Origin of the sequence: Psychrobacillus soli (genome assembly GCF_006861775.1) — a bacterium.
In the GTDB taxonomy this organism is placed as follows: Bacteria; Bacillota; Bacilli; order Bacillales_A; family Planococcaceae; genus Psychrobacillus; species Psychrobacillus soli.
The window spans coordinates 1-14,246 of the sequence record NZ_VDGG01000048.1 but is presented as its reverse complement, the minus strand read 5'-3'; the positions used below and the strand labels follow the sequence as shown (position 1 = coordinate 14,246).

General features: G+C 36.6%; 14 protein-coding genes and 1 riboswitch. Of the genes, 12 read left to right on the top strand and 2 right to left on the bottom strand.

Going from position 1 to position 14,246, the window contains the following annotated elements:
- Positions 1-34 precede the first annotated feature (34 nt).
- From sigX to FG383_RS17220, 3 genes are all read left to right on the top strand, one after another.
- On the top strand, positions 35-571 hold the full coding sequence (gene sigX, locus FG383_RS17230) for an RNA polymerase sigma factor SigX (RefSeq protein ID WP_142608638.1): 537 nt from the start codon (positions 35-37) through the stop codon (positions 569-571).
- A complete protein-coding gene (locus tag FG383_RS17225) occupies positions 564-1,823 on the top strand; it encodes a hypothetical protein (RefSeq protein ID WP_142608637.1) in 1,260 nt (419 codons plus the stop codon). Before sigX ends, FG383_RS17225 begins: the two co-directional genes overlap by 8 nt.
- 875 nt (positions 1,824-2,698) lie before the next feature.
- Positions 2,699-2,835, top strand: a riboswitch (FMN riboswitch).
- Between the two features lie 159 nt (positions 2,836-2,994).
- On the top strand, positions 2,995-3,588 hold the full coding sequence (locus tag FG383_RS17220) for an ECF transporter S component (RefSeq protein WP_142608636.1): 594 nt from the start codon (positions 2,995-2,997) through the stop codon (positions 3,586-3,588).
- 201 nt (positions 3,589-3,789) lie between these two features.
- On the opposite strand, the gene FG383_RS17215 is transcribed toward FG383_RS17220, so the two are convergent.
- On the bottom strand, positions 3,790-4,038 hold the full coding sequence (locus FG383_RS17215; protein ID WP_142608635.1) for a ferredoxin: 249 nt from the start codon (positions 4,036-4,038) through the stop codon (positions 3,790-3,792).
- A 110-nt stretch (positions 4,039-4,148) separates the two neighbouring features.
- On the opposite strand from FG383_RS17215, the gene FG383_RS17210 reads away from it, so the two are divergent.
- The 5 genes from FG383_RS17210 (at position 4,149) to FG383_RS17190 (ending at position 9,178) form a co-directional block, all read left to right on the top strand.
- Complete coding sequence (locus FG383_RS17210; RefSeq protein WP_185907992.1) at positions 4,149-5,183, top strand: YpbB family protein; 1,035 nt, start codon at positions 4,149-4,151, stop codon at positions 5,181-5,183.
- On the top strand, positions 5,176-6,591 hold the full coding sequence (locus FG383_RS17205) for a RecQ family ATP-dependent DNA helicase (RefSeq protein ID WP_142608633.1): 1,416 nt from the start codon (positions 5,176-5,178) through the stop codon (positions 6,589-6,591). Before FG383_RS17210 ends, FG383_RS17205 begins: the two co-directional genes overlap by 8 nt.
- Positions 6,592-6,671: 80 nt before the next feature.
- On the top strand, positions 6,672-7,241 hold the full coding sequence (locus FG383_RS17200) for a LysM peptidoglycan-binding domain-containing protein (RefSeq protein ID WP_142608632.1): 570 nt from the start codon (positions 6,672-6,674) through the stop codon (positions 7,239-7,241).
- Positions 7,242-7,401: 160 nt separating this feature from the next.
- Positions 7,402-8,163, top strand: a complete 762-nt coding sequence (locus FG383_RS17195) for a metallophosphoesterase (RefSeq protein ID WP_142608631.1) — start codon at positions 7,402-7,404, stop codon at positions 8,161-8,163.
- 43 nt (positions 8,164-8,206) lie between these two features.
- Positions 8,207-9,178: a YpdA family putative bacillithiol disulfide reductase gene (locus FG383_RS17190; protein ID WP_142608651.1), complete on the top strand. Its 972-nt coding sequence runs from the start codon at positions 8,207-8,209 to the stop codon at positions 9,176-9,178.
- 265 nt (positions 9,179-9,443) lie between these two features.
- Here the strand turns inward: FG383_RS17190 and FG383_RS17185 are convergent, their stop codons facing one another.
- Complete coding sequence (locus FG383_RS17185) at positions 9,444-10,415, bottom strand: asparaginase (RefSeq protein ID WP_142608630.1); 972 nt, start codon at positions 10,413-10,415, stop codon at positions 9,444-9,446.
- A gap of 77 nt (positions 10,416-10,492) precedes the next feature.
- On the opposite strand from FG383_RS17185, the gene prsW reads away from it, so the two are divergent.
- The 4 genes from prsW to FG383_RS17165 all read left to right on the top strand — a co-directional run bounded on the left by prsW (position 10,493) and on the right by FG383_RS17165 (position 14,057).
- Positions 10,493-11,185 (top strand): glutamic-type intramembrane protease PrsW, encoded by a 693-nt coding sequence (prsW, locus tag FG383_RS17180; protein ID WP_142608629.1) that lies wholly within the window; start codon positions 10,493-10,495, stop codon positions 11,183-11,185.
- An 88-nt stretch (positions 11,186-11,273) separates the two neighbouring features.
- Entirely contained in the window at positions 11,274-12,044 is a 771-nt protein-coding gene (gene sleB / locus FG383_RS17175; RefSeq protein ID WP_425467659.1) for a spore cortex-lytic enzyme, read from the top strand.
- Between the two features lie 9 nt (positions 12,045-12,053).
- Complete coding sequence (locus FG383_RS17170; protein ID WP_142608627.1) at positions 12,054-13,337, top strand: PepSY1/2 domain-containing protein; 1,284 nt, start codon at positions 12,054-12,056, stop codon at positions 13,335-13,337.
- A 72-nt stretch (positions 13,338-13,409) separates the two neighbouring features.
- The gene (locus FG383_RS17165; protein ID WP_142608626.1) at positions 13,410-14,057 is read left to right on the top strand and encodes a flagellar brake protein; all 648 of its coding nucleotides are present in this window, start codon (positions 13,410-13,412) and stop codon (positions 14,055-14,057) included.
- Positions 14,058-14,246 lie beyond the last annotated feature (189 nt).

The window sequence follows — 14,246 nt, the reverse complement described above, 5'->3', positions numbered from 1 at the left end:
ATGAAACGACTAATTAAAAGAACGGGGGGAGCTTATGAATGACTCCGTTTTCCACCGCTTGTATGATAGTTATCATCAAGACGTTTTTCAGTTTCTTATTTATTTAGTAAAAAATAGGCAAACTGCGGAAGACTTGGTCCAAGAAGTATATGTACGAGTATTAAGAGCTTACAGTAAATTCGAAGGAAAGAGTTCGGAAAAAACATGGTTATTTTCCATCGCGAAAAATGTGGCGATTGATCACTTTAGGAAACAGGCAGTACGAAAAAAGCGATTGTTTGAATCATTTGACTGGGAGACAATGCAACTTCCCTCTTCCGACATGCTACCAGAAGATACGGTACAGTTAAACGATGAAATGAAAACATTACTCATAGCTCTCGATGATTGTACAGGTGATCAAAAAATGGTCATTATTATGCGTTATTTTCAAGAGCTTTCCATTGCAGAAACAGCACAAGTATTAAATTGGTCAGAAGGGAAAGTGAAGACAACGCAACATCGTGCAATAAAAGCGCTTCGCGAACGATTATCTGCAAAAGAAAAGGAGGGTATAGTTCATCATGAGTGATAGAAAAAAAGAACAGCAATCAGTGGATGAGCTTTTACAAAATATGCCCAAATTTACAGATCATCGTTCTAAGGAAGAAGTGTATAATCGGGTAAAAACAGAAATAGATGCTCAAGTCAAACAAGAAAAAAGAAAAATAATTGCAGTATCCTTTTCTAAATGGATGCCTATAATCGTCTCCGTTGCTGCGATCGTTCTCCTGACATTCCTAGTTTCTTCCTATACAAATCAAGAGGAATCAACGATGTCCAAAGATAGCGCATACGATAACACCGCACCTAAAGAAAATATGCGCTCTATGGAAAAAACAGAAGAAAGCGCATCCGTAATGGAAGAAGAAACAAAGGCTGATCAGGCAAATGAAATGACGACGATGACAGCAATCGGAGATTTTAATATAGAGTTAATCCCACTCCATAAAACGACTGCTGTTTACAAAGATAGCCTAAATGGAGGAACTGCTTTTCATTTTTCACTAATCGAGAATGCATTAACTGTTCCTATTACGATTATTGTTTCGAAAGAACGAATCGAAGCTGATTTCCCAGGGATGACCCCGACTAGTTTGCAACTATATGAACGATATGCGGGTAGAATTGATGAGGAAGCGTTAGGATTTATGGAATATCACCCGTATAAAGGGCATTTTGGGGTAGAAGGAAAACTGTTGAAACATTATTTACCTAAGGATCATGGATATGATATGGCTTCTGGTACTACCACAACTTACGGGCAATCATTGAACGAAATATTTACCGATTTTGATACGATTTTACCTGTAAATGAAGATGGAACATTATTAGAATGGGATCAAGCTGGCGAACTAAACGAGCCGAGGAAATTACCTGGCTTATTAGGTCACTATAATTATTATTTCTATCATGCAAATAACGGCGAGAATTATTTGTCTCCTAGTTTTGGGGATTCATATGACTCTCTTTCTGAAGCGTTATTGGCAATGAAAGATGTAGGAAATGATTTCTATACTTCAGTTATTCCTTCTAATGTTTCGTTCGCATACACGGAGCAGGATGGTGTTGCAGTCATACGATTTGATGAAACACTTGATTTAGAAACGTTAGATCCGTTTACAGCAACTAGGCTGTTAGAAGCGTTTGCGTTAACGGCTGCGAGCTTTGGAACAGAAGTGAAGCTAGAAAATGTAGTGCAACAACAGTGGGCAGAGTTCGATTTAATGAAGCCTCTTCCAGTTCCAGTAGGACCGAATGGGTTTATTATGAATGATGAATAATTTTTGTTTGGAGATGCGTGGAAGTAGTGACTTGGTCATGACTTCCGCGCATTTTTTCATATTGTATGTGATATAGGGATAATCCGTCTTATGGTAACCCCTAGCCTTCGTGCTTGCCACACCTTGCGCGCTACGGCAAGTATATCCACTTTATTTATCTGGATAAGATTGCTCAATAAAAAGCGTAACGTTACAGTCATTACTCGCAACATTGTATGGCATTCGCGCAACGTTGTCATTCAAACGCACAACATTGTGGCCCATTTGTGCAATGTTTATAAATAATACCTCATAGTCATCATCGTCTCGATCTAAGCAAACTTGTTATTTGGAGAATTGGTTGCTTTCACTAGCAATTTGGTTGCTTTACGAATAGAACTGGTAGCTTTCAATGACCAATCAGTTGCTCTAAGCCATTTACTGGATACACGCAATTGAAATACTGGTTAATATTTAGTTTTTTAGCGGATCGGCACTGTTAATTAAACAATTTCCTTTGATTGAATCGCAAGGGCAGCGATTCCAGCCGAGGCCAATAGGATGTTGGTCACGAAGGCGTTGCCACACGATGTGGCGCTCTTAGCCTTTGTTCTTCTGTGAGCAAATGAGCTATCACAACGTACGCGCAAGTGGCGGTGATAGCTCGTTCGCTCACTCGGAGGAAAGCGTCCTACCTGCATCGTAAATCCCAGCGGACACTTCATTCAACTCACTACGACGCTTGTGCTTTTATGCTTGTAGTTCTGATGGAAGCATAATACCAAGTAAATAAATATGTTTTGAATGTTTTTGAGCAACTGTATTGCATTACATATGAAACTTTGATAAGATGTATTTAATTCAAGATAAAGTGCTTGAAGGACAATAAAATATTGATTCATCTTCGGGGCAGGGTGAAATTCCCGACCGGCGGTATTAGAACTTTGTTTCTTCAGCCCGCGAGCCGTTAAGTTAAGGTTGATTTGGTTAAATTCCAAAGCCGACAGTACAGTCTGGATGGGAGAAGGTGAAGGTGCAGTCGTTTTTCGTATACTCTAATACGGATACGCTTATTTAAGTGTACCTTTTACTCCTTTAAGCCTAGTAATAGCTTAAGGGATTTTTTGAGTAATAAAAAAACGTGCTGAACCTTTCTTCTTGTGGAGTGAATCGCAAAAGGAGAGAGGATTTTATGTTAAAAGGTAAGACGCGAATGTTAATCGCAATCGCAATGTTGAGTAGTATTTCGTTTGTACTAATGTTACTAGCATTTCCACTACCAGTATTACCAGCTTATTTGAAAGTGGATTTTAGTGACATCCCAGCACTAATTGCTGCAATTACGATGGGACCTATTGCTGGTGTTCTCGTAGCATTTTTAAAGAATGTATTAGATTGGTTGTTTTCCGGAAGTCCGACTGGTGTTCCAGTAGGTCATATGGCGAACTTCGTAACGAGTATTTTATTTATAACGCCGGTTTATTTGATTTATCGTAAAGCTACATCTTCTAAAGGAATTTCGTACGGATTAGCTTGCGGAACGATTTCGATGGCAATTGGGATGAGTGTATTAAACTATTATGTATTTTTACCAATGTATGCTTATTTCTTAAATTTCCCAATGGAGACTGGTACAGCATTATTTAACTCCATTATTTTCGGTATATTACCGTTTAACCTCATAAAAGGAATATTAGTGACAGTTGTTATGATTGTGTTATTCAAACGAATAAAACCATTATTAGATAAAGTGACCCATTCATTTGGCACTGCAAATATAAACTAAAGTTAAAAGGGTTGTTTCTCTGTAATAAGAGAAACAACCCTTTTTTTAGAAAAATAGAAACATACATTTGGATATGTTATATTGGTTTTAGAGTAAAAAAATGCCCGAAATTGACTCTTCGGACATTCCTTTCCCAACAATGTAACGATCATGCAAGTCCAGCACACTTGAAAAGTTGTTCCAAGTGAATGTAATGCTTATCTATTCATATTTTAATGCGTCGCCTTCGAAAGATTCCTCTGCAACTTTAATAGAATCTGTTGGGCATCCTTCAAACGCATCTTCCATATCCTCTAGTAGTTCATCTGGAACTTCTGTTGTACCCATGTTATCATCTAAAATAACGAAAGCAATTCCTTCATCGTCATAATCATATATATCTGGGGCAGCAGCGCCACAAGCACCACATGCGATGCATGTATCTTGATCAACAATTGTATATTTAGCCATTCCTATATTCTCTCCTTTATATCTGCTTTCACGAATCTGCTATCTTACTCATTCTAATGATATTTTCACTATATTTCAACCAAAATACTTTCAAATGTGAGGGATTTCCATTGTATTTTCAACAATTACTGTTATTAATTATACACCAATTTCAAGGGGAACGTTCATCTACGGCACCTTATTATTTATTAAAAGGAAAAAAATCAGGTCAAACGATTCAAGATGTGACGTATTTTAACCTGCATCCATACTTCTGTCTCTATCCAAAACTAGCAAAAGAAACATATGATGACGAAATTGTGAAACTTCTAACACAAAATTTCATTGTTATGAATGAATCTACAATATCGATAACTGAAAAAGGTTTGCATCAAATCGTTTCTTCAAGACGTCCTTATTATAATGGATATAAACTTCGAGGAAAAGAATTTGTTTTTTGGGGGCGTATGGAATTGATCGTTCAAACGTTATCCCAATTTCAAGAAAATGAAAAAAAGTTTGTGCCTGTTCAAAAAAGTAATGAGATTCATCAGTTTGTCAAAGAGTTTTTGCATCAAAGAGATTTTCAATCGAGTTCGTTTGGGACAAATTTCAAACATCAATTAAGTGATTTACTCGAAAATCCTCATTTACTTGAAATCCACCGTAATTTGTTTGTTTACCGTTTAAGTGGGTACAAAAATAGTGGGTTAACTTGGGAGCAACTTGCTACCCGCTACCATATGACTGTTTTAGATGTAAAGTTATTATTCATCGAGTGCTTACATATTCTATTAAATGAGATAACGGAAGAGAAATACCCGGATTTCCACGCTTTAACGAAGAATATTTATGTGCAAAATCCTTTAACCGACTCAGCTTTAAAATCAAGTAAATTATTTGAAAAAGGATATTCGATTGAAGCAATCGCCCGCATACGTTTTTTAAAAGAAAATACGATTGAAGACCATGTCATTGAAATTGTTTCAGTAGATCCAAATTTTCCAATCCAATCTTTTATTTCAGATGAACAAGTTCAAAAAGTATTACAAATAGCGCAAGAACGACAAACGAAAAAGTTGAAAATCATTCGGGAGGGAGTACCCGATTTAAGTTATTTTCAAATTAGATTAGCGCTAACTAAAGGGGAAGAAGTAAATGGATAAGTTGACTAAAGTATTGACGAATAAATTTGGTTACGATTCATTTAGGGAAGGGCAAAAAGAAATAATTGAACATGTTATAGCGGGACAAGATGTCGTTGCGATATTGCCAACTGGTATGGGGAAATCGTTGTTATACCAATTGCCGGGCTATTTGATGGAAGGGGCTGTCGTCATTGTGTCTCCTTTACTATCTTTAATGCAAGACCAAGTGGAACAATTGAAAATGTTAGGAGAGAAACGAGTTGTTGCGATAAACTCTTTCTTATCTTTTGAGCAAAAAGAGATGGTTTTTCGAAATTTATCTACTTATAAATTTATATTTACTTCCCCGGAAATGCTGCAAAACGAGCGATTTAATCATGCACTTTCCAGTATACGTATTGCATATATCGTCGCGGATGAAGCACATTGTATTTCCCAATGGGGATTTGATTTTAGGCCAGATTATTTACGAATCGCTAAATGGCTACAACAATTCCGACAAACAAATGTCCTCGCTTTAACTGCTACGGCAACTAGTAATGTAGTAAAAGATATTAAATCAACTTTATTAATGAGAGAGCCTTATGAATATATCCATTCCCTTGATCGACCTGCGATTGCATATGAGGCAGTTGAGGTGGAAAATACACAAGAAAAGCTAGCTTGGATCCTTGGCAGAATTACTTCTACTAGTGGTCCGGGTATTTTATATACGCAGTCGCGAAAAAAAACAGAGATGTATGCAAATGAATTACAAAAAAGAGGTATTCGAGTTGCTTATTATCATGCCAAGATGGATCAAGACGATCGTATTTTAGTCCAGCAACAGTTTCAACAAGGACAATTGGAATGGATATGTGCAACGAATGCTTTTGGAATGGGGATACATAAAGATAATATTCGACAAATTATTCATGACCATATTCCAACATCCATAGCAAGCTATATGCAAGAAGTAGGTAGGGCTGCAAGAGATGGAGTGCAATCGATTGCTTCTTTACTATTTACAGCAACAGATGTGGAGCAGGCATTCTATGTCGCGATGCAAGACTTCCCGGAAGAAGCAGATATTCGACTCGCATATAAATCCGATAATATACAGCTTCAATTACCAGAAACGACCGCTAGAATATTAGAATACTGGAAAGAAGTGTTAACAGAACAAGAGACGACAAACTTATTCCAAACGATTAAACAAAAGAAATGGACTGAAATTCTGCGCCTTTATACGATACTGCAAAATGGAGTATGTATTAGAGAACAACTGTTGCACTACTTTGATGAACAATTAACGACTCGTCCTGTGCACTGTTGTTCCAAGTGTTCGCTTCATATTAACGAAATTATAGATAACAGAAAACAACCGACGGAAAATAGGGAAGAACTGGATTGGAAAATGCAATTAGATAAACTACTACGTTCGTAATGCACGTGAGAAGTTTACTTTTTCAACAAAATTCGGCATAATAGTAGTAGATATAAAGGCAGAAATGGAGTTTGAAAAATATGAATCAAGACGACTATCAAAAGAAAATAGATGAACATAGACAATCCATCGGTATAGAAGACGATAAGTTAGAACTAAGAAGTCGTAGAAGATCCAATTCTGGGAAAAAAGCGAAGAAAAAATCCAGAAATGTCTTAATCCCAACATTATTTTGTATTTTTATACTACTTCCTATTTGTTTTTTTCTTTATGTGCAGTTTATTTACACGCCTAAGGAAGTTGAAGAAGTACAAGAAGCGGGCATCATTCAAGTAGAAACGAAGAATATTACGAATGCCCCAAAAGATGCGGAAGAAGATAAAGAAGACAAAGAAGCTGAACAACCTTCCGTAACGGAAGAACCGAAAGTGGAAGAACCAAAAGTTGAGGAACCAAAAGTAGAACAACCAAAAGTAGAACAACCAAAACAACAAGATCCTTCTAAAACCCATATTGTTAAAGAAAATGAAACACTATACCGCATTGCGATCAATTATTACAATGATCCAAATGCAGTCGAAAAAATTAAATCCGCAAACGGGTTATCATCCAATGCTATTGCTGCTGGCCAAAAGTTAATCTTGCCTTAACAAATATATATAAAGTAAGTCATTTGGAATCTGAGTTGCATATATAAATATACACAGTTATATGCTGAAAAAGACAATTCATAAGATTAGGTAGTGAAAGCTTTAAAGGACAGGGGGGAATTCCCTGTCCTTTTGCACGTTAAGATGAGGAGGTTTTTCGTTGGTATATTACCTATTAGTAGCAGCCGGCTTTGCAGTTTGTCTTCTACTTTACATGCTCTACTTAGCATTTCAAGTAAATGTAAAAAAACATACACTCCGAGTGGAAGAAATGAGACCTGGCGCGCAAGTCCATCTTTTTTTTATCTCAGATATTCATCGTCGGAAAATAGATAGCAAACTTATCCACTCGCTTATGGGTAAAGTAGACATCGTAATTATAGGTGGGGATCTCACCGAAAAAGGGGTTCCTCTACATCGAACGGAACATAATATCGAGCAGTTAAAAAAATTAGGGGACGTTTTTTATGTATTTGGCAACAATGACCGGGAAGTGGGAGAGCAAAATCTAATCCAACTTCTCGAAAAGAATGGCGTTCATCTATTGGTGAATCAATCGATGGAACGAATTATTGACCGCACATCGATTCGCCTCGTTGGAGTCAATGATGGATTTAGTGGTAAAGTGAAAATATATGACGCATTTCAAGAAGTGAAGGAAGAGGATATTGTTATTTTCATCACACATGCGCCTGCCTATTTTAACAATGCTAAAAAAGTGAGTAAACCGCATTTATTAGTAGCGGGGCATTTGCATGGCGGCCAAATTCGATTCGGACCTTTTGGCATTTATGAAAATGGTGCTTTTAAAGAAAAAGAAAATAGTGCGGAGCTTGTTAGTAATGGTTTTGGAACGACGGGTGTGCCTCTTCGATTAGGGGCAAAATCAGAGTGTCATATTATTACAATGTACGGTGAATGAAAACACCGTTTGAAAGTGTAAAGAAAGGAAGTTTTTACAAGTGATACAACAAGTTGATGTCATCATCGTTGGAGGGGGGCCATGTGGGCTAGCGGCTGCAATTTCGATGCAAAAGATTGGTTTACATACACTCGTAATTGAAAAAGGAAATATTGTGGAAGCAATTTATAAGTACCCTACCCATCAAACATTTTTTAGCACAAGTGAAAAGCTAGCAATTGGAGATGTGCCTTTTATCGTAGAAGAACGAAAACCAAAGCGAAATCAAGCATTAGTCTACTATAGAGAAGTTGCAAAGTTGAAAAACATACAAGTGAACAAATATGAATATGTTAGACAGGTGGAAAAAAGAGAGGATCATTTCATCGTACAAACATCGAAAGCAATGTATCGTTCAACGTATGTCATAATTGCAACCGGTTATTATGATCATCCGAATTTTATGGGTATACCTGGTGAGAATTTGCCGAAAGTAAGTCATTATTTTAAAGAAGGGCATCCATTTTTTGATCACCAAGTATTGGTGATTGGTGGGAAAAACTCAGCAATCGATGCAGCACTTGAGTTAAACAAAGCAAGAGCAAAGGTAACCGTTGTGTATCGTGGAAGTACTTATTCTCCGAGTATTAAACCATGGGTATTACCGGAATTTGAAGGACTCGTTCGAAATGGCGAAATCGATATGCATTTTGACACGGAAGTAGCATCAATCGAGGAACAGTTGGTCACGTTAATAGGGCCAAATGGGGAATTCCAAATAAAAAATGATTTTGTATTTGCAATGACTGGTTACCATCCGGACCATGGCTTCTTAAGAGAAATGGGTATCCAGATAGATTCATCAACTGGTCGCCCTACATATAATTTAGATACGATGGAGACAAATATAGAGGGAATCTTTATAGCAGGAGTTATAGCTGCAGGCAATAATGCGAATGAAATATTTATAGAAAATGGCCGTTTCCACGGAGACCAGATAGCAAAAGAAATAGAAAAAAAGCGTAAAGAAAACTAGACATCTTTGCGCTTTTCTCCTGTATTAGCGAATAATAAAATCTTTTACAGTTTTTTGATTGTGTGAATCCAGTAAATGGCTGAGAGCAACAAACCAATCATTGAAAGCAACCAGTTCTATTCGGAAAGCAACCAATTCAGCACTAGAGCAACCAAATTGCTGGTGATAGCAACCAATTCTTAATTTATCAAGTTTACTTCGAATGAGATGACGATGGCTGTTAAGGATTGTCATTAAATTGCGTACACTAGCAGTTTTTTATTTCCTAAATCGAAAAGATATTGTTCATAGCATTTTTAGGGTCGGTGTGATGGAGAGCGATAAGTAATGCTAGTCTTGCCTTTTGACCATTTAGCCCATTAGCAAACATCACGCCTTGATCTTTTAAGCCTTTGCCTCCACCTAAATAACCGTATACGTCTTGAGCTATCCCATTAAAGCATCTGGAGACAATCACAATTGGTATTTCTTTTTCTAAAATTTCATCAATTATCGGGATAAGGATGGGGGGTACATTGCCTTGACCAAACCCTTCTAATACAATACCCTCATATCCTAATTGAATGGATGCAGCCAATAAATCAGGCTCCATTCCCGCATATACTTTAAAAAGTGCTACCCTTTTTGAAATACCTTGAATAGGTAACACAGTGCGGTGAAGAGGTGTATGGTGAAAATGTACAATATTTTTTGAGATAAAGCCAATCGGTCCGTATTGAGGACTTTGGAATGTGCTAACATTGCTAGCATGCGTCTTTGTCACATTCTCAGCAGTGTGTATTTCATCATTTAATACTACTAATACCCCTTTGTCCTTCGCTTCTTCTGAACAAGCAACTTTTATAGCAGAAACTAAATTGTATAGTCCATCTGATCCTATTTCATTGGAGGATCGCATTGCTCCAGTAATGACAACTGGTATAGAAGTATTAATAGTTAAGTCTAAAAAGTAAGCCGTTTCCTCTAATGTGTCCGTTCCATGGGTAATCACTACTCCGTCAATATTTTGTTCTTGCATATATTGTTCTATTATTTGTTTCAATTTGAACATCTCTTTTGGCGTAATATGTGGAGAAGGTAAATTGAAAGCTTCTATTTCTAAAATATTGGCATATTGTTTAAGCTTTTCGGCTTCTAAAGTAAGCGGATTATTTTCTGTAGGTACGACAGCACCTGAATTTTCTTGTACTTGCATGGAAATAGTTCCGCCTGTATGAATAAGTAATATAGATTTCATTATAAAACCTCCGGAATTTTACAATTTATCGAAAAAAAGTAGTATAATAAAGATAATCAAATGGAAGGAGTACGCTTATGTTCATACTGCTTTCCGTTGCAATTGCACCAGCACTTGCACTTTTAAGCTATTTCTATTTACGTAAAGAAATCGCGAAAGAACCTTCTAAATTATTATTACATTCTTTTATATATGGTGCCATATTAACATTTCCAATATTATTTATCCAACACGTTATTCAAGAGGAGGAACTATTTTCTTCTTTATTTATCCATCAAGCGCTTGTTACAAGTGCTTTGGAGGAATTTTTTAAATGGCTAATATTAGTTATTGTTATTTACAAACATGTAGAGTTTGACGATCCTTATGATGGGATTTTGTATGGTGCAAGTGTTGCGCTCGGATTTGCAACGGTAGAAAATATTTTGTTTTTACTAAACTTCGGGATGGAAGAGGCGTTTATACGCGCCTTATTACCTGTATCGAGCCATGCATTGTTTGGTATAGTAATGGGTTATTATTTAGGAAGGGCAAAATTTGCAGCTTCTAGAAAAGCGAAAAATGAAATTATGTATGCTTTTTTGGCTTCGTTTGTATTACATACTATTTATAATAGTATTTTGATCATTAAAGGATTAGATTTACTGTTAATCGTACCTTTCATGTTATTTTTATGGTTGTTTGGTTTATCTAAAGCGAAAAAAGCGCATATTTTATCGCGTCATAAGAGAATGGAACAACATCAATTTTATATGAGAGAAGAAATCTAGCATAGCGCTAGATTTTTTTTGTATATTTGAGCACATCTTATCCATGCTAGATAAAAAGGAGAGATGATGTTTGAAAAAATTAAGGTATATCTTATTAAGCTTAGTATTTTGTGCAGCGAGTTACGCGATCTTACAGCAAGAGCAACCTACTCAGGCTTTCTCCACTCAAATAGTAGAACGCGGAGCTTATGGTGACGATGTAATTGAATTACAGTCAAGACTTCAATACACTGGATTTTACACGAGTCAAATAGATGGTAAATTTGGATATAACACATACTGGGCGCTTCGAAATTTCCAACAAAAATATGGACTCCCAATCGATGGACTACTAGGAGAGGAAACGAAGAAAAAGCTTGTAAGTGTTTCTGAGTTCAATAAAGAATTTGTGCATGAACAAATTAAAAAAGGAAATAGTTTTACTACGTATGGTGGAGAGGATTTAGAAAAACAAGTGAAAAATAAACAAGCTGACAGTACTAATATGCAACTTCCACCTAAATATTCAGAAAAAGATTTAAAACTTATTGCCAATGCTGTATATGGGGAAGCTAGAGGAGAACCTTACGAAGGACAAGTGGCAGTTGCTGCTGTTATTTTAAATAGAGTAGAGCATCCAGATTTTCCAAATACAATCTCGGAAGTTATCTTCCAACCACTGGCTTTTACAGCAGTAGCGGATGGTCAAATTTGGTTAGAGCCAAATGAACGTGCAAAAGAAGCGGTCCTCGATGCGTTAAATGGATGGGATCCTACTGAAAATGCAATTTATTATTTCAATCCAAAGACTGCAACAAGTAAATGGATTTGGTCACGACCACAAATAAAAACAATCGGACAGCATATTTTTTGTGCATAAGGAGATTATATGAAAAAATTTATATGGATAATCGTTGTTTCTGCTGCAGCCGTATTCCTTGTGTACCATTTTAATGTCCAGTCTAAAAATACTCGGTTAGAAAATGCCCTTGCAACTCAATATTCCAATCAATTAACATCTGCATCTGAAAAATTAATAAAACTAAGTGACTCTATTGATCAAACATTACTCTTTCAGGATAAGGAGGTACTCGATCAGCCTTTAGAAGACGTATGGAGACTTTCTTCCGATATACGTGCTTCAATATCAGCTCTGCCAATAGATCATGAGACCTCTACGGTATGGATGAATTACTTAAACCGAATTGGAAATAGTGCTTCCTTAGTGAAAGAAGGTAAGATACCGGTTGAGGATTGGCAAAAAAGTATGAAGGATGCGAGAGGAAATTTACTATCGCTATCCGATCAATGGGCTTTTACGAATAGAAATGCTGGCAAAAAGGATTATATCGTTACTTCCTTTGTAAATAATAAAGCAAATAAAGAAAACGAAAAAAACTGGAAAACGCTCGGCGATTCAGTAAAAGCTTATACAGAAAGTGACTTTCCTATGACAGCAAGCGAAACGGATAAACAAAAAAAGAAAGATTTGCAACATATTAAAGACTCCGAAGTAACTGTGGAGCAAGTGAAACAAAATTTCTTTAAATTATTTCCGGAATTAAAAGATGCGACAATTCATATTACGGAAAGTGGAGCAGATGCCCCATATCCTTTCTACCATATACAATTTCATAAGGGGATTCGAATCGGATATGCTGATTTCACCAAAAAAGGTGGTCATTTGCTCTCTTATTTATTAGAGCGACCTTTTGATAATACAACGATAAGTGTAGAACAGATGAAAGAAAAATCAAGTACTTATTTGAAATCTTTCGGCTATACAGACACGGAGATGGTGGAGTATCGAGAAAACCATATTGCCTGGCATTTAGCCTTTGCGCGTGTTGATCCAAATAACGATGCACTCATCTACGCAGACGGAATGCATTTGAAAATTGCAAAAGATAATGGAGAACTCCTAGGCTTAAATGCAATGGAATACATTCAGAAAGAAAATATTGGGGAACAAAAAGTTGTACCAATAGATTATAAAGAGATATTTTCAGGAGATTTTACGGTCGAAGAAGAAAGATTAGCATATGTAGAAAACAAAGAATTGCAACAACGTCTTGCTTATGAAGTTTTAACGAGAAATGATTCGATTGGCACACATAAAACGTATATTGATACGGAAACGCATGAAATATTACACACAGAAAAACTGCCTTAACAAATTTTTTATAGATATACGTCTCTTCAAGTGTCATAATAAGTATATTATGACACTTAAAGAGGGTTGCTTATGAATATTAAACTTGGGACAGTTCTCACTCTAGAGCCAACGGTTTCGGAAAATGCCGAAAAGTATCGTTGTAAAATTGTAGATAGCTATGATCATGCGATCTATGTAGATTATCCAGTTGATACAATTACGGGTAGAACCGTCTTTCTAATGGACGGAACACAACTTCGTGTTTCTTATACCGAAGAGTCCAAGGCTGCTTTTGCTTTTCAAACAGAAGTTCTAGGCAAAAGAAAAGGGCAAATCCCAATGATTAAACTTTCCTATCCAGGAGATTCGGAAATTATCAAAATACAACGGAGAGATTTTGTACGTGTAGTCGCTACGCTTGATATATCGGTACAATTCGAGGGAGAAAAATATCCATTTGTAACCGATGATATTAGTGCTGGAGGGACGGCTGTCGTATTAAATCGTGCTGTGAAATTTAAAGCAGATGATGAAGTATCTTTATTGATCCCACTTCCGTTTAATAATGGAGATATTAAATACGTATCGACAACTGCTCAAGTGATTCGAATATGGCAAAGAGATGCTATCACTTTGGCATCGTTGCAATTTTCCGATACAGATGAGGTAGATAAGCAACTGATTGTGCGTTACTGTTTTGAACGACAAGTATGGCTAAGGAAAAAAAGCAAGGACTAAAAGTCTGTATAAACAGGCTTTTTTTCTTGTGTGCCAGGCATGGCAACTATCTAGGTGGTGAGAGTCCACTGTGGGGGTACACATCGACCAACCACTAAGGAAGCGCAAGGTACTTATCGTGAGGTAAGGGCTGGAGGAAGCGTGGAATAAAATCTTGGCTCGACGAACAGAAATCTGATACTAAGGCTC